This window comes from Phytobacter massiliensis JC163 (genome assembly GCF_000321045.1).
Lineage (GTDB): Bacteria > Pseudomonadota > Gammaproteobacteria > Enterobacterales > Enterobacteriaceae > Phytobacter_A > Phytobacter_A massiliensis.
This window is the reverse complement of sequence record NZ_HE578945.1, coordinates 1862016-1877124: the sequence shown is the minus strand read 5'-3', so window position 1 is coordinate 1877124 and position 15109 is coordinate 1862016. Positions and strand designations below refer to the sequence as shown.

Sequence of the window (15109 nt, the reverse complement as noted above, 5' to 3'; positions counted from 1 at the left end):
AGCAAAGTGATAAGTATAGATGGCGGGGAAGGGCGGGCAGGATTTGAGAGAAATCTGGCAAAAGCCAGGCGCTATAGCGCCTGGCTTTGAGCCGTCAGGAGACGTGCTGTAAAAATTCCTGCAGGCGCGGGCTTGGCGGATTTTCGATCAATGCCTGTGGATTACCGTCTTCGGCAATGCGGCCCTTATCGATAAAGATCAGGCGCGACGCCACTTTTTCAGCGAAGCCAATTTCGTGCGTCACGATGACCATTGTCATTCCCTCTTCGGCGAGATCCTGCATCACCTTAAGCACTTCATGGCGCAGCTCAGGGTCGAGTGCCGAGGTGGGCTCATCGAACAGCATCATTTTCGGTTTCACCGCCAGCGCCCGCGCAATCGCCACGCGCTGCTGCTGGCCGCCGGAAAGTTCGGACGGATAGTGATGAGCGCGCTCGGCCAGGCCGACTTTCGCCAGCAGCGCTTTCGCCAGTTTCTCCGCCTCGGCTTTATTCGCCCCACGCACGCGCAGCGGGCCGAACATGACGTTTTCCAGCGCGGTAAGGTGGGGGAAGAGGTAAAACTGCTGGAACACCATCCCCGCTTCCTGGCGGATCAGCCGCTCGTCCACCTTCGGGTCGTTGACTTTCAGGCCGTCGACAATCAACTCTCCTGCGGTGATCTCTTCGAGCTTGTTGATGCAGCGCAGCAGGGTGGATTTACCGGAGCCGGAAGGGCCGATAATGACCACCACTTCGCCCTGGGTAATATGCAGATCGATGTTATGCAGCACCTGGGTTTGACCAAAGTGCTTGGATACGTTTTTAAATTCAATCACAGGATTTTCATCCTTCTTTCAAGACGGCGCAGAATAAAGCTCAGAACAAGCGTAATGATCAGGTAGATAACGGCGACGGCGCTCCAGATCTCCAGCGCGCGGAAGTTGCCTGCGATAATCTCCTGGCCCTGACGGGTCAGCTCGGCGACGCCGATAACGATAAACAGGGAGGTATCTTTAATACTGATAATCCACTGGTTACCCAGCGGTGGCAGCATACGACGCAGCGCCAGCGGCAGAATAACGTGGCGAATGGTTTCGCGCTTTGACAGGCCCAGCGCCAGGCCCGCTTCACGAAAGCCTTTGTGAATAGAGAGCACCGCGCCGCGGGTGATCTCGGCAATGTAAGCGCCGGAGTTGATCATGATCGTCACGACGGCGGCGCTAAACGGATCGATACGCAGATCGTTAAAGGCCATCGGCAGGGCGAAATAGATAAACATAACCTGTACGACAATTGGCGTACCGCGGATAACTTCAATAAATACCAGCGCGATGTGGTTGGCTATCCAGCCGCCGAAACTACGGGCGAAACCGGCAGCAAGGCCGATTATCAGGCCGCCAATCAGACCAAGGACCGAGATCCATAGCGTCATTTTGGCGCCTTCAATCAGAAGCGGTATGGCGGGCCAGATGGCGCTCCAGTCAAACTGCATGATGAATTCCTGTAAACCGTGGTGAAAAATCCAGGTGAAAAAACACCCGTAATAACTGCGTTTTTAAACCAGATGGCGCCGCACTTAGCCTGCCGGGAAAACCTGGCTCGGTAAGAACAGCGCCACCGGGCGTGATACCTGATGAATCAGGCTGATTTATTTAGGCTCAGTGCCGAACCATTTTTTGTAGATTTCGTTGTAAGTGCCGTTGTCACGCAGCGTTTTCAGCGCGCCGTTGACCTTATCACGCAGCTCGTCGCTGCCTTTCGGGAAAGCGATGCCGTACTGCTGCGCTTCTAAAGATTCGCCTACCGCTTTGAACTGGCCGTTGCCTGCGGTCTTAATGAAGTAGAGGATGTTCGGCGTATCGTGCAGGACGGCGTCAGCGCGGTTAGTCCCCAGCTCCATATACGCGTTGTCGATATTCGGGAACTGGCGCAGGTCTTTCGTCTTGATATTCGCTTTCGCGTAATCGACCGAGCCGGTGCCGCTCTTCACCGCGACCACTTTGCCGTCGAGATCTTTGACGCTTTTCACGTCATTGTTGTTCGCTTTTACCATCACCAGCAGGCCGCTTTTGTAGTAGCCGTCAGAGAAGTCGATCGCTTTTTTACGCTCGTCGGTAATGGTGATGCCCGCCAGCGCCAGGTCAACGTTTTTCGTTTGCAGGGCAGGAATGATGCCGCTGAAGTCCATTGGTTTCAGTTCATAATCAAGCTTCAGCTCTTTAGCCACTGCGGCCCACAGGTCAACGTCGAAACCGACATACTTGTCGCCCTGTTTAAACTCGAAGGGAACAAACGCGGTATCGGTTGCAACAACTAACTTATCTGCCGCCTGAGCGGAGACCGCGAAGGCGAGAGCGAGTGTAGCCAGGGAAAGTTTGAAAGCAGACTTCATAATTTTTCCTTTTATATCCACGGGGTGATCCCCTGCGAGAACGTACGCAGTATGAAAAATTCATGCCAGGTTTACAACCTGTTGTTTTGTAAAGAGGTTAAAATCTGAAAATGCCCTGAAAGCGACGCGGCGCACCATTTTGGGGCTTCCTTTTGGTGCGTAAGACGCAGGCAGGGATAAGTTTGCTTTATTTAGCGCACAAAAGCGCCATTTAACAATCATTTCTTAACAATTTTGTGAGGTGGTGATAACAGAAAAGGGGGTGTTGAGGGGAAGCAGGGGGAAAGGGTTGCACTCTTTAAGTGCAGACTCTCCGGCCAGAAGGCCGGAGAGGTCATGCTAAACGCTTATGGTTTATTCGATGTTAGACTCGATAAACCACAGGAACTGATCCAGATCGCGTGAAGCCGCGGTGAAGATATCTGCGGTATCTTCGTCTTTCGCTTCGCTGATAGCCTTACGAACGTCGTTTGCAACAACAGCATAACGGTCGGCCAGCTCTTTCAGGTGATCCTGAACGCTGTGAATATCCAGCGGGTAGCTTTTCAGCGGGGTTTTGTTATTGATAACCTGCGTGGTGCCCAGCGCGACGCCACCTAACTGCACGGCACGTTCTGCCATGGTATCAAGGTGGTTAACCAGCGCGGTGCGGAATCCGTCAAGCATCTCATGAACGGCGATAAAGTTAGCGCCGCGCATGTTCCAGTGAGCCTGTTTGGTGATCAGCGACAGGTCAATAAACTGAACCACCTGGCGATTCAGCAACTCAATGGTCGCTTTCTTATCGTTGTCTGCTACATCGTTACGGGTATAAAGCAGATCAGTCGTTTTGTTTTTTACCAGTTTAGCGGTACTCATAATCTCATATCCTCTTGATGTTTGTGTCCCAGGTAATTGCTGAAACTAAGTATAGCAGCAGATTTGAGATTGCCGATTTGAATATTCCTATTGCTCTAATAGCAACGAGGGCACATATAATGACACTTTTTGTAATATATTTTAGAAAAAGCCGTCAATAAGAGAAAGATTAATAATTATTGGTGATAATTCCACGGAAATATATATTCAGATAACGCAGATTATATTAAGTGGTAAAAGAGAAAGTATGCATGAATATTCAGCATGACCGCAGGATCATGCTGAATGGTTCGCTTATTCAATATCAACTTTAGCTATTTTACTGTCCCGGCGCAGGGTTAAGGTAGAGCCTATTGAGGCGATGACAATGCACATTAGCGCTGCAACCTGTTGAAAATTTAAAGTTTCCCCCAGGAAAAACATGCCTGAGAGCGCGGCCAGGGCGGGTTCCATGCTCATAAGCGTACCAAAGGTACGGGTGGGCAGACGGGTTAAGGCAATCATCTCTAATGAATAGGGAAGGGCCGTGGAAAGCAGCGCCACTGCCAGGCCCAACGGTAATACCGACCAGTGCCATAATAGATCTCCTGCCTGCATTACCCCAACCGGAACAAAAATGACCGAGGCTATTAAGGAGCCGAGGGCAACCGTAGCGGGGCCATGTTCTTCCCCTGCTTTATGGCCGGAAATAATATAAATGGCCCAGCATGCACCGGCACCCAGCGCCAGCGCCGCACCGGTTAAATCTACATGGGAAACGCTGTCACCCAGAGGTAATAAATACCACAGCCCCAGTACCGCCAGGATAACCCATAAAAAATCTACGGCGCGTCGGGAGCCAAACAGCGCCACCGACAGCGGCCCGACAAATTCCAGCGCCACCGCAATACCAAGCGGCACCGTCTGAATGGCGAGGTAGAACATATAGTTCATCGCGCCCAGCGAAATCCCATAGGTCAACAAGGGTAAACGCTGTTCGCGGGTAAAGCGTAAGCGCCACGGTTTGAAAACCACCACCAGCATCAGCGTTCCCAGCGCGAGGCGCAGCGCGGTCACCCCCGGCGCGCCTATCAGTGGAAAGAGCGATTTCGCCAGCGACGCGCCGCCCTGAATAGAACACATCGCAATAAGTAACACCACAATCGGCAGCCATACCGGCGTCTTGCGAGACAATACAGGCATCCTTTCTCCCGTCAATCTGGGTCAACTAATGTAAAACAGGCAGTCTACTTGAATTAGCCCCGTCTGGTTTAGCCTTTGTTGAAAATCATTCGCCAGTTTGATGTAAAGTAAGAGGCATCTGCTGGTTAATTAACCTGTCTGATTAGGAATATTCTGGATGAACATAGCGGGGCGTTGCCCGCATAATGGTGCGATATCCGGGAAAAGCGCTGTTTTTTGAAAGGGTTATCCTTGTAAAGAAATGTTCTGTTACATGAAAACCGCCTTTAGACAACGCTAATCTCAAAGAGTTTCCTGACAACTTTTGATATATTTAAAACTTAGGATTTACTTGAAGCACATTTGAGGTGGTTATGAAAAAAATTGCATGTCTTTCAGCACTGGCCGCTGTTCTGGCCGTATCCGCAGGTTCCGCAGTTGCAGCAACCTCTACCGTTTCCGGCGGTTACGCGCAGAGCGATGCTCAGGGCGTGGTAAACAAAGCTAACGGTTTCAACCTGAAATACCGCTACGAGCAGGATAACAACCCGCTGGGCGTTATCGGTTCCTTTACTTACACTGAAAAAGACCGCTTTGAAAACGGCGCTTACAACAAAGGCCAGTACTACGGTCTGACCGCAGGCCCGGCTCTGCGTCTGAACGACTGGGCCAGCATCTACGGCGTAGTGGGTGTCGGCTACGGTAAATTCCAGGAAACTGTTGATACTGCTAAAACCTCTGACACCAGCGACTACGGTTTCTCCTACGGCGCAGGTCTGCAGTTCAACCCGATGGAAAACGTTGCGCTGGACTTCTCCTATGAGCAGTCCCGTATCCGTAGCGTTGACGTTGGCACCTGGATCGCAGGCGTCGGCTACCGCTTCTAATTCGGCTGGCAATAAAAAATCCGCCCATGTGGCGGATTTTTTTTGCCTTCAACCCAGCGAGTTAGCGGCTGCGGGTGTCAAAAATATCCGTCGCCAGCTTAGTGTAGTCAACTTTCTGTAACTTAAAGTTGGTAACGTAGACTGGCCCGGCCTTTTTCTCGGACATGAACGGGTAAGAATTTTTAATCTGCGCGGCGGAAATCCCCGTCCACTGCGAAAAAAAGCTCAGAAAATCATTCGCCGAACGGCGGGCCTTGATCAGGCGATGCCTGGTATCATCGCTCGACAGCACCATAAATGGCACCTGGAAATTCTGCTTAAACAGGTCATCGTGCGCCAGATACTGCGACTCTGTTCCCCGCTCTCTGAATGTCAGACCGTGGTCGGAAAAATAGACCATAGAGAAACTCTCTTTGGCATTGACCAGCTGCGAATAGAGTTTGCCCAGCAGTTCGTCGGTGCTGGTAATGGAATAGAGGTAGCAAGAGGTCTCTTTTGACTGCACAAACTCGCTGTATTTACCGCCGGAGCGCTCGCAGGTTGACGGATGCGAGCCCATCAGATGCAGTACGATAAGCTGCGTCTGCGACCGCGGCTTTGCCAGCACCTGGCTGGTCAATTTGAGCAGGTCGTCGTCACGGGTGTTTTTATCCGCTTCAAAATCGCCGCTTTTCAGAAACTGCACCTCGTCGGCGCGTTTGGCGATGCTGGCGATCGCCGTATCGTATTCGCCAATCTGCCCCTGATTAGAAAACCACCACGTTTGAAAACCGGCCCGGTTCGCCAGCGTCACCACGTTATTCTGGTATTGCGGCTTGCCGTCAACCACTCGGTTGAGCGTTAAACCCAGCGATTTCTGCGTCGAACCGCTGGCGGCGATATAGTCGAGGAAGAAGGTGCCGTTAGCCTGGCTGGCGAAAGGGGTGTTGTTCCAGTGGCCGCCAAACGCGCCCACCGCGTCGCGCCGGACGCTTTCGCCGATCACTACCACGTAGGTGTGGTACTTCGGCTTCACCGCGGTAACCGTCCAGCTGTCTTTCATGCTGGCGAGCTGAGCCATATTCGCCTGCTCTTCCATCACCTCCTGGTTATTCACCGCCACGTCACGCACAAAGCGCAGCACCGGGATGCCCGTATCAATCAGCTTAAAAGTAAAGCCGTGGATGGCATTCTGCACCGGCCCGATAAAATAGGCGGCGATAAAAAACAGCACCCCCAGCGTATCCCATTTTTTCCACGCCGTCGGGCCTGAGGCGCGACGGCGCACGGCAACCACCCCCAGCGCGAAGATAAACAGGCCAACGACATAGTGATACCACGGGAAAATGGTCAGAATTTCCGTCGACTCTTCCATATTGGTGGAGTGGAGTGCGAGCAGGGTATTAAAGTTTGGCGCGCCGTAGGCCTGCCCAAAAGGGAAATAGCAGGCGGCCACCAGCGAACAGAGGGCAATCAGCGCTTTTTGTACCCGTGGCGCATGCCGCCACAGCACCCACATCAGGCTGGCGAAGACCACCGCATAAAGAAGACTAAAGGGGTAACCGAGAGCGTAGTTAATTAAAAGTGATTGTAAAAAATAGAAGGCGGGCCACGGACTTAATGCCTGATGACGAGAGGCAAGCGTCTCTTTAACAATTGTGCTCATAGGTAACTATCACGAAAACGCCATGTGCTCACCCTGGCGTAAGGGTCAAAACCTGCCGGACTGTGCGTGGAGAGGGGAGGAGGTCCGCTTCTGCGAGCCGCAATGTGTGCAGGGCTGCGCAAAGATAAAGTTAGCCGCGTGTCACGTCAACACCTGAGGCCGGTTCGTTTTGGGAGGGCGGTTACAAATCAAACAAATAAGTGAAAATAATCGCCGTGACGGCAAGAATAACGCGGGAAGATGACAGGAAGATGAAGCGGCGTACCGCGACGCCGCGTTAATGAGAAGATGTATCGTCCGACTGCGGTTTGCCGTTAAAGATGTCGCACAGCATGTTGAGCAACAGCAAACGCACGGTAAAGGGGGAGTGGGTAAACACGTTCATGCACCTCTTAAATTCATTCATCGTGACCTCCTTACTGAGCGATCCTGACCCGACCATCCATGAAGGGGTGACTGTATTACATACAGATATAGCACAGGCTATATTGTATAGCTATGGCTAAAACGTTAATTTTTTGTGCTGGTTCACGTATGGTTTACAATGCGCCATCTCTATATGATGCAGGTATCGCGTCACACCTCAGAGGAAGCACAATGAACCGTCGCGCAGGTAAGCAAACATTAAAAAAAGTGACGCTGGTAAATGTTGAAGAGCATGTGGAAGGCTTTCGTCAGGTACGCGAGGCGCACCGCCGCGAACTGATCGATGACTATGTTGAACTGATCTCCGATCTGATCCGCGAAGTGGGCGAGGCGCGGCAGGTGGATATGGCGGCGCGGCTTGGCGTTTCCCAGCCGACCGTCGCCAAGATGTTAAAACGTTTAGCCTCGGTTGGGCTTATCGAGCAGATTCCGTGGCGCGGCGTGTTTCTGACGCCGGAAGGGGAGAAGCTGGCGCAGGCCAGCCGCGAGCGTCACCAAATCGTTGAAAGTTTTCTGCTGGTGCTTGGCGTCAGCCCGGATACGGCCCGCCGGGATGCGGAGGGGATGGAGCATCACGTCAGCGAAGAGACGCTGGCATGCTTTCGTCTGTTTACTGAACAGAGGTCGCAGTCGGAATGAGCCTGCCGTTTGTTCGCGCCCTGGCGCGGGATCGCTTTTTACAGCTGCTGTTGGTTATTGGCGTTGGTCTCGCATTTGCCGTTCCCTTTAAGCCCGCCGGGTGGCCAAACGCCATTGACTGGCACACTATCATTACCCTGAGCGGATTGATGCTGCTGACCAAAGGCGTAGAGCTAAGCGGGTATTTTGACGTGCTGGGGCGGCGCGCGGTCAGGCGCTTTCACACAGAGCGGCGGCTGGCGATGTTTATGGTGCTGTCGGCGGCGGTGCTCTCTACCTTTCTGACCAATGACGTGGCGCTGTTTATCGTTGTGCCGCTGACCATCACCTTAAAGAAGCTGTGCGAAATCCCCGTTAACCGGCTGATTATTTTCGAAGCGCTGGCGGTCAACGCCGGATCGCTGCTCACCCCCATCGGCAATCCGCAAAATATCCTGCTGTGGGGGCGCTCAGGCTTGTCGTTTATGGCCTTCATCGGCCAGATGGCGCCGCTGGCGCTGGCAATGATGGCAACCTTACTGGCGCTGTGCTGGTTCGTTTTTCCCAATAAAACGCTTAATTACCATAGCGGGGCGAAAAGCCCCAAGTGGCAGCCGCGCCTGGTGTGGTGCTGTCTGGGTTTTTATCTGGTTTTTCTGACCGCGCTCGAACTTAAGCAGGAACTTTGGGGGCTGGCGCTGGTGGCGGCGGGCTTTTTGCTGCTGGCAAGAAGGGTGGTGCTGAGTGTGGACTGGACGCTGTTGCTGGTGTTCATGCTGATGTTTATCGATGTTCACCTGCTAACCCAGCTGCCGGCGCTGCATTCGCTTCTCAACGCTACCGGCCAGCTTTCGCCAGCGGGGTTGTGGCTTACGGCGATTGGCCTGTCGCAGGTTATCAGTAATGTACCCGCGACCATTTTGCTGCTCAACTACGTTCACCCTGACACGCTGCTGGCCTGGGCGGTAAACGTGGGCGGTTTTGGCCTGCTGCCGGGCTCGCTTGCAAACCTCATCGCGCTTCGGATGGCTAACAGCCGCCGTATCTGGTGGCGCTTTCATCTCTGGTCATTACCGATGCTGCTCTGGGCGGCGCTGGTCGGTTACGGGCTGCTTTTTTTCAGATAGTGCTGATTTGTCAGTTTATCCTGGCAAATGTATAGCTAGCTTCTAACTTTAGTAAACGGCGTAACTGTGACGCCGTTTACTGACAGGATTGTTGCGAGCTATGGCAGATAAGGCAGAAAATTCAAACGCCCCGGAGAACGGGCAGCAAACCGAAGAAAAAGAAAATCGCAAACGCCCCGGTAAGAAACCGCTCATCATCCTGGGTATTGTGGTGGTGGTGATGGTTATCGTGGCGCTGGTCTGGTGGTTTATGACCCGCAATGAAGAGACCACTGACGATGCGTTTACCGACGGCGACGTGGTGACCATCGCGCCAAAAGTGGCCGGTTACGTCACCGAACTGCGGGTAAAAGACAACCAGCGGGTGAAAAAAGGCGACTTGCTGGTGGTCATCGACCCCCGTGATGCCGCCGCCCAACGCGATCAGGCACAGGCGCAGCTGGGGCTGGCGACCGCGCAACTGCATCAGGCTGAAGCGCAGCTGGCGCTGTCGAAAGTGCAGTATCCGGCGCAGCGCGATGAAGCCAAAGCGCAGGTATTAAAAGCGCAGGCGGATCTGGCGAACGCTCAGGCCGCCTATAAACGCCAGCGCGGTGTTGACCCCCGCGCCACCACGCAGCAGAACATCGACAGTGCCAACGCGCAGTTACGCAGCGCCCAGGCCCAGTTGGCGAGCGCGCAGGCGCAGCTCGAAGTCGCCGATCAGGTACAGCTACAGATCCGCCAGCAGGAGACCAACGTCGAAGCGCGTCAGCGCCAGGTCGATCAGGCGAAAGCGCAGCTGGAAACCGCCGAACTAAATCTCTCCTGGACCGAAGTGCGTGCCCCATTTGACGGTTTCGTCACCAAACGTAACGTGCAGACCGGCACGCTGGTGCAGGCGGGGACGGCGCTCTTTTCACTGGTATCGCCGCAGATCTGGGTGGTTGCCAACTTTAAAGAGTCCCAGCTGGAGCGTATGCGCCCCGGCAATAAAGTCAGCCTGACGGTAGATGCTTACCCGGATATGGAGCTGGAAGGGCATATCGACAGTATTCAGCAGGGCAGCGGTTCGAAGTTCTCCGCCTTCCCGTCGGAAAACGCCACCGGCAACTTTGTCAAAATTGTCCAACGTGTCCCGGTAAAAATCGTCATCGATAAAGGGCTGGATCAAAACCAACCTTTGCCGCTGGGCCTTTCAGTTGAACCGAAGGTTACTCTGGAATGACGGACGCCAGTCATCAGAACTGGCGTCCCGCCAGCAATCCCTGGGCCGTGGCGTGGGTGGTCACGCTGGCGGTCTTTATGGAGATCCTCGACACCACTATCGTTAACGTGGCGCTGCCGCACGTCGCCGGTTCGCTCTCTGCGAGCTATGACGAATCCACCTGGGTGCTGACCAGCTACCTTGTCGCCAACGGCATCGTGCTGCCTATCTCCGCCTTCCTCAGCCGGGTTTTTGGCCGCAAGCAGTTCTTTTTGATCTGCATTGTGATGTTTACCGTCTGCTCTTTTCTCTGCGGGATCGCCACCGAACTGTGGCAGATCATTCTGTTTCGTATTCTGCAGGGCTTTTTTGGCGGCGGTCTGCAGCCAACGCAGCAGTCCGTCCTGCTCGACTACTTCAAGCCAGAAGATCGCGGCAAGGCGTTTGGCCTCTCGTCGATTGCGATTATCGTTGCGCCGGTGCTGGGGCCAACGCTTGGCGGCTGGATCACCGACAACTACTCCTGGCGCTGGGTCTTCTTTATTAACATCCCGGTGGGCATTGTGACGGTGCTGGCTATCTACCAGCTGCTGGAAGATCCGCCGTGGGAGCGTAAATCCGAAGAGAAGCTCTCTGTCGACTGGGCCGGTATCAGCCTTATCGCGCTGGGGCTGGGCTGCCTGCAGGTGATGCTTGACCGGGGGGAAGATGAAGACTGGTTCGCCTCTGACTTCACCCGCACCTTCGCGGTACTGACCTTTATCGGCATCATCGGCGCGATTTACTGGCTGCTGTATGCCAAAAAGCCGGTGGTCGACTTACGCTGTATGGCGGATAAAAACTTTGCCGTCTCCAGCCTGCTGATGGCGGGAATGGCGATGATTCTGTACGGCAGTTCAGTGGTGATCCCGCAGCTGGCGCAGCAGGACCTGGGCTATACCGCCACCTGGTCGGGAATGGTGCTCTCCCCCGGCGCGGTACTGATCGTGCTGACCATTCCGCTGGTGCTGAAACTGATGCCCATTGTGCAGACCCGCTGGATTATTGCCTTCGGCTTCTTCTGCCTGGGGGCGGCCTTCTGGTGGTCGCGGTCGCTCACGCCGGATATCGATTTCGAGACGCTGGTGCTGTTTCGCAGCGCGCAGTCAATCGGCCTGGGCTTTTTGTTCGTGCCGCTTACCACTATTGCCTTTATTACCATTCCGCGCCAGCTTAATGCCGACGCGGCGGCGCTGTTTACCATGTTCCGTAACGTCGCCGGTTCGATAGGCATCTCGCTCTCTACGGCGGCCATTACCGAACGCTCGCAGGCCCACAGCGCCCACCTGGCGTACCACGCGACGCCTTTTGACGAGCAGTTTCAGCAGGCGATCCGCTCAACCGCCGAGGCGATTCGCAACTTTACCTCACTGACGGGCGATCCGCTGAGCGCCGCGACCGGGCAGATGTATAAAGCCATGATTGAGCAGTCGCGGTTTCTGGCCTATATCGACGTCTTTACCCTGTTAAGCGTGGTGGCCATTCTCTTGATTCCGTTTTGTTTACTGCTCTCGCCGATTAAGAGCGAAGGCAGCGCAGGAGCACATTAATATGTCCAGGCGTGGTATCTCTTTAACGTTTCTTTCACTCTGTCTGGCGGGCTGCGCGGTTGGCCCTGACTACCAGCCACCGGTTCCACAGACCCCCGCGCGCTGGAATGACCAGGCGGACAATAGCGTCGCCTCCCATACCGCGCCGCAGGCGGTTAATCCTCGCTGGTGGACGACCTTTAATTCGCCCCAGCTTAACAGCCTGATCGAGCGCGCCATTGCCGGGAACCTGTCGCTGCAGCAGACGGTGCTGCGCATCGCCGGGGCGCGCGAGCAGATAAACCAGGCCAGCGGCGCGCTCCTGCCTGCCGTTAACGGTAATTTGCAGGCCACGCGCCAGCAGCTTGGGCTTGAAGGTGAACTCAAATCCCACGGCGTATACGACCAGCTAAACGATGTCGACCCGGCTATTTCTGGCGCGCTGGGCGCGTTGACCCAGCCGGTTAATCTCTACCAGGGCAGTTTTGATGCCCAGTGGGAGCTGGACTTATGGGGCAAAGTGCGTCGCCAGGTCGAGGCGGCGCAGGCGCAGCAGCAGGAGGCTATCGAGCAGCGTAACGATGCGCTGGTATCGTTGCAGGCGGAAGTGGCGCGCGCCTGGCTGCAGCTGCGCGGCGCGCAGAGCATCATCGATACGCTGCAAACGCAGATCGATACCGCGCAGCAAACCTTTGAGCTGACCGAAAACCGCCAGCGGGGCGGCCTCTCGCCGCAGCTGGATGTAGAAAACGCCCGGGCTCAGGTGGGGAACCTGGAGGCGCAGCTGCCGCAGTATCAGGCGCAGGAGCGCCAGGCGATGAATGCGCTGGCTATTCTGCTGGGCAAAGCGCCCGGCGCGCTGGACAGTGAACTGCGTAGCAAACAGCCGCTACCGAAGCTGCCTGCGATTGTGCCGACCGGTATCCCTTCCACCCTGGCGCGCAGGCGTCCTGACGTGCGCCAGGCAGAGGCGACGCTGCATGCCGCGACGGCGCAAATTGGCGTCTCCGTGGCCCAGCTTTTCCCTGACCTGACGCTGAGCGGCCAGTTCGGCCTGCGCAACAGCGAGGCGGACTGGCTGACCGACTGGAGCAGCCATTTTTACAGCTTCGGCCCGCAGATTTCGATCCCCATCTTCCAGGGCGGCCGCCTGGTGTCCAGCGTTAAGCTGGCCCGCGCGCAGCAGGGCGCGGCGGTGCTGAACTACCGTCAGACCGTGCTGGAAGCGCTGGGGGACGTGGAGAATGCGCTGGTCAGCTACCGTACCGATCAGCAGCGGGAAGCGGGGCTGAACAAAACGATTGAGGCTTCGCAAAACGCCTTCGATCTTGCCAGCGACAGTTACCGCCAGGGTATCGCCACCTTTATTGATGTGCTGGACGCCCAGCGGCAGCTGGCGCAGGCCGAACAGCAGCGCGCCCAGGCGCGGGTGCAGAGCAGCCTGGATTTAGTGGCGCTCTATAAGGCCCTTGGCGGCGGCTGGGAGCCTTATCAGCAGGTGCAGATGCCGGACTACAAGGTATTTGGCGACGCGCCGCGCGGCTAAAGAGAGAATTGGGCAAGAAACAGACAGGATCGCCACATTCGCCCCCGCCCGGGATTGCGTATAACTATAGGCGTCAACCAACAGCATAAGGAGACGTCAATGCGTTATCAAAAACTGGGCAATACCGGTCTGTTTGTTTCTGAACTGTGCCTCGGCACCATGACCTTCGGCGGCGAAAGCGGTATGTGGGGTAAAATTGGTCAGCTCGATCAGGCGCAGGCCGATCGTCTCGTCGGCAGCGCTCTGGATGCCGGGATCAATTTTATCGATACCGCCGACGTCTATTCCGAAGGGCGATCCGAGCAGATTACCGGCCAGGCGTTGAAAAACCTTAAGGTGCCGCGCGAAAACGTGGTAGTCGCCACCAAAGTGTTTGGCGAGACCGGCACCGCGGGCGTTAACTCTCGCGGCAGCTCGCGCTACCACATTATCAGCAGCGTGAAAGAGAGCCTGCGCCGTATGCAGCTTGATCATATCGATCTCTACCAGCTGCACGGTTTCGATCCGGCCACGCCGATGGAAGAGATGCTCTACGCGCTCGATAACCTGGTGCAGCACGGTCACGTGCGCTATATCGGGGTGTCGAACTGGTCGGCGTGGCAGATAGCCAAAGCGTTGGGTATCTCCGAACGGCTGGGGCTGGCGCGCTTTGCCTCATTGCAGGCCTATTACACCCTCGCCGGACGTGACCTTGAGCGCGAACTGGCGCCGATGCTGCAAAGCGAGAAGGTGGGGCTGATGGTATGGAGCCCACTGGCGGGCGGTCTGCTTAGCGGTAAGTACAGCCGGGACGGTAAGGGCGAAGCGGGGAGCCGACGCCTGGCGTTTGATTTCCCGCCGGTCGATAAGGAGCGCGCTTTCGACTGCATCGATGTCATGCGGCATATCGCCGAGGCGAAAGGGGTGTCGGTGGCGCAGATCGCGCTGGCCTGGCTGCTGCATCAGCCGGTGGTCAGCAGCGTGATTATCGGCGCGAAACACCCGGAGCAGCTTGATGACAATATCGCCGCTACCGCTATCCGCTTAAGTGACGACGAGTTGCGCCAGCTTGACGCCGTCAGCGCGCTGCCGCGGGAATACCCCGGCTGGATGCTGGAACGCCAGGGTGAATACCGCCGCAACCAGCTTGCGCAGCAGTCCTCGAAATCTGAATAGGGCGTTTTGACGGTAACAAAAAGGGGCCATGCGGCCCCTTTTAATCATCTTGAGCAAAGGCTATCAGTTCAGACGTACCGGCATCCCGGAACGGTTCTGCACGGCCTGCTCAACCACATTCTGATCAACGTCAGACTGGTTGGTCACCGTCTGAACCGCTTTGGTCAGCGTAACAGGAACGATTTCGCCGCCGGTGAACTGCTCTTCGGTGGTCGACAGCGGGTTATGCACCTCGATATAGCGACTGCCATCCGGCTCGGTCGTGGCTTTTACCGGCTCATCAATAAACTGGACGCGGGTGCCGACCGGCACATTCTCGAACAGGAATTTAATGTCGTCGTTGCGCAGACGCACGCAGCCGTGGCTGACGCGCAGGCCAATACCAAAGTTGGCATTGGTACCGTGAATCGCATACAGGCGGCCAATATAAAGTGCGTACAGGCCCATCGGGTTATCCGGGCCGGCGGGCACGACGGCAGGTAACGGCTGGCCTGCGGCGGCATATTCAGCATGCATTTTTGCCGTCGGCGTCCAGGTCGGGCCTGCTTTCTTACGTTCT

Annotated in this window: 15 protein-coding genes; 7 read left to right on the top strand and 8 right to left on the bottom strand. The window is 55.7% G+C overall.

What is annotated here, in order from left to right; all coding sequences use genetic code 11:
- Positions 1 to 94: 94 nt before the first annotated feature.
- The 5 genes from glnQ to rhtA all read right to left on the bottom strand — a co-directional run bounded on the left by glnQ (position 95) and on the right by rhtA (position 4413).
- Positions 95 to 817 (bottom strand): glutamine ABC transporter ATP-binding protein GlnQ, encoded by a 723-nt coding sequence (gene glnQ / locus ENTHG_RS09165; protein ID WP_044178229.1) that lies wholly within the window; start codon positions 815 to 817, stop codon positions 95 to 97.
- A complete protein-coding gene (gene glnP, locus ENTHG_RS09160) occupies positions 814 to 1473 on the bottom strand; it encodes a glutamine ABC transporter permease GlnP (protein WP_044178226.1) in 660 nt (219 codons plus the stop codon). Before glnP ends, glnQ begins: the two co-directional genes overlap by 4 nt.
- Before the next feature lie 156 nt (positions 1474 to 1629).
- Positions 1630 to 2373, bottom strand: a complete 744-nt coding sequence (glnH, locus tag ENTHG_RS09155) for a glutamine ABC transporter substrate-binding protein GlnH (protein ID WP_044178223.1) — start codon at positions 2371 to 2373, stop codon at positions 1630 to 1632.
- A gap of 354 nt (positions 2374 to 2727) precedes the next feature.
- On the bottom strand, positions 2728 to 3231 hold the full coding sequence (dps, locus tag ENTHG_RS09150) for a DNA starvation/stationary phase protection protein Dps (RefSeq protein WP_044178220.1): 504 nt from the start codon (positions 3229 to 3231) through the stop codon (positions 2728 to 2730).
- A gap of 294 nt (positions 3232 to 3525) precedes the next feature.
- A complete protein-coding gene (gene rhtA, locus ENTHG_RS09145; protein WP_044178216.1) occupies positions 3526 to 4413 on the bottom strand; it encodes a threonine/homoserine exporter RhtA in 888 nt (295 codons plus the stop codon).
- A gap of 353 nt (positions 4414 to 4766) precedes the next feature.
- Here rhtA and ompX point away from each other — a divergent pair, with 353 nt between their 5' ends.
- The gene (gene ompX / locus ENTHG_RS09140; RefSeq protein ID WP_044178213.1) at positions 4767 to 5279 is read left to right on the top strand and encodes an outer membrane protein OmpX; all 513 of its coding nucleotides are present in this window, start codon (positions 4767 to 4769) and stop codon (positions 5277 to 5279) included.
- 61 nt (positions 5280 to 5340) lie between these two features.
- Here the strand turns inward: ompX and ENTHG_RS09135 are convergent, their stop codons facing one another.
- Positions 5341 to 6924 carry a phosphoethanolamine transferase gene (locus tag ENTHG_RS09135; RefSeq protein WP_044178210.1) on the bottom strand — a complete coding sequence of 528 codons (1584 nt, stop codon included), beginning with the start codon at positions 6922 to 6924 and terminating at the stop codon, positions 5341 to 5343.
- Positions 6925 to 7201: 277 nt separating this feature from the next.
- A complete protein-coding gene (gene mntS / locus ENTHG_RS09130) occupies positions 7202 to 7330 on the bottom strand; it encodes a manganase accumulation protein MntS (RefSeq protein WP_044178207.1) in 129 nt (42 codons plus the stop codon).
- 191 nt (positions 7331 to 7521) lie between these two features.
- Between mntS and mntR the strand changes: the two genes are divergently transcribed.
- The 6 genes from mntR (at position 7522) to ENTHG_RS09100 (ending at position 14550) form a co-directional block, all read left to right on the top strand.
- Positions 7522 to 7989 carry a manganese-binding transcriptional regulator MntR gene (mntR, locus tag ENTHG_RS09125; protein ID WP_044178204.1) on the top strand — a complete coding sequence of 156 codons (468 nt, stop codon included), beginning with the start codon at positions 7522 to 7524 and terminating at the stop codon, positions 7987 to 7989.
- Complete coding sequence (locus tag ENTHG_RS09120) at positions 7986 to 9095, top strand: anion transporter (protein WP_044178202.1); 1110 nt, start codon at positions 7986 to 7988, stop codon at positions 9093 to 9095. The genes mntR and ENTHG_RS09120 overlap by 4 nt, the downstream gene beginning before the upstream one ends.
- A 100-nt stretch (positions 9096 to 9195) precedes the next feature.
- Positions 9196 to 10302, top strand: a complete 1107-nt coding sequence (locus ENTHG_RS09115) for an HlyD family secretion protein (protein WP_044178199.1) — start codon at positions 9196 to 9198, stop codon at positions 10300 to 10302.
- Positions 10299 to 11870: a DHA2 family efflux MFS transporter permease subunit gene (locus tag ENTHG_RS09110; protein ID WP_044178195.1), complete on the top strand. Its 1572-nt coding sequence runs from the start codon at positions 10299 to 10301 to the stop codon at positions 11868 to 11870. Before ENTHG_RS09115 ends, ENTHG_RS09110 begins: the two co-directional genes overlap by 4 nt.
- 1 nt (position 11871) lies before the next feature.
- Entirely contained in the window at positions 11872 to 13395 is a 1524-nt protein-coding gene (locus ENTHG_RS09105) for an efflux transporter outer membrane subunit (RefSeq protein ID WP_044178192.1), read from the top strand.
- Positions 13396 to 13494: 99 nt separating this feature from the next.
- Positions 13495 to 14550 (top strand): aldo/keto reductase, encoded by a 1056-nt coding sequence (locus tag ENTHG_RS09100; RefSeq protein ID WP_044178189.1) that lies wholly within the window; start codon positions 13495 to 13497, stop codon positions 14548 to 14550.
- A 63-nt stretch (positions 14551 to 14613) separates the two neighbouring features.
- Here ENTHG_RS09100 and ENTHG_RS09095 read toward each other — a convergent pair.
- Positions 14614 to 15109 (bottom strand): L,D-transpeptidase family protein (locus ENTHG_RS09095; RefSeq protein ID WP_044179199.1); only part of this gene is annotated, 496 nt, incomplete at its 5' end.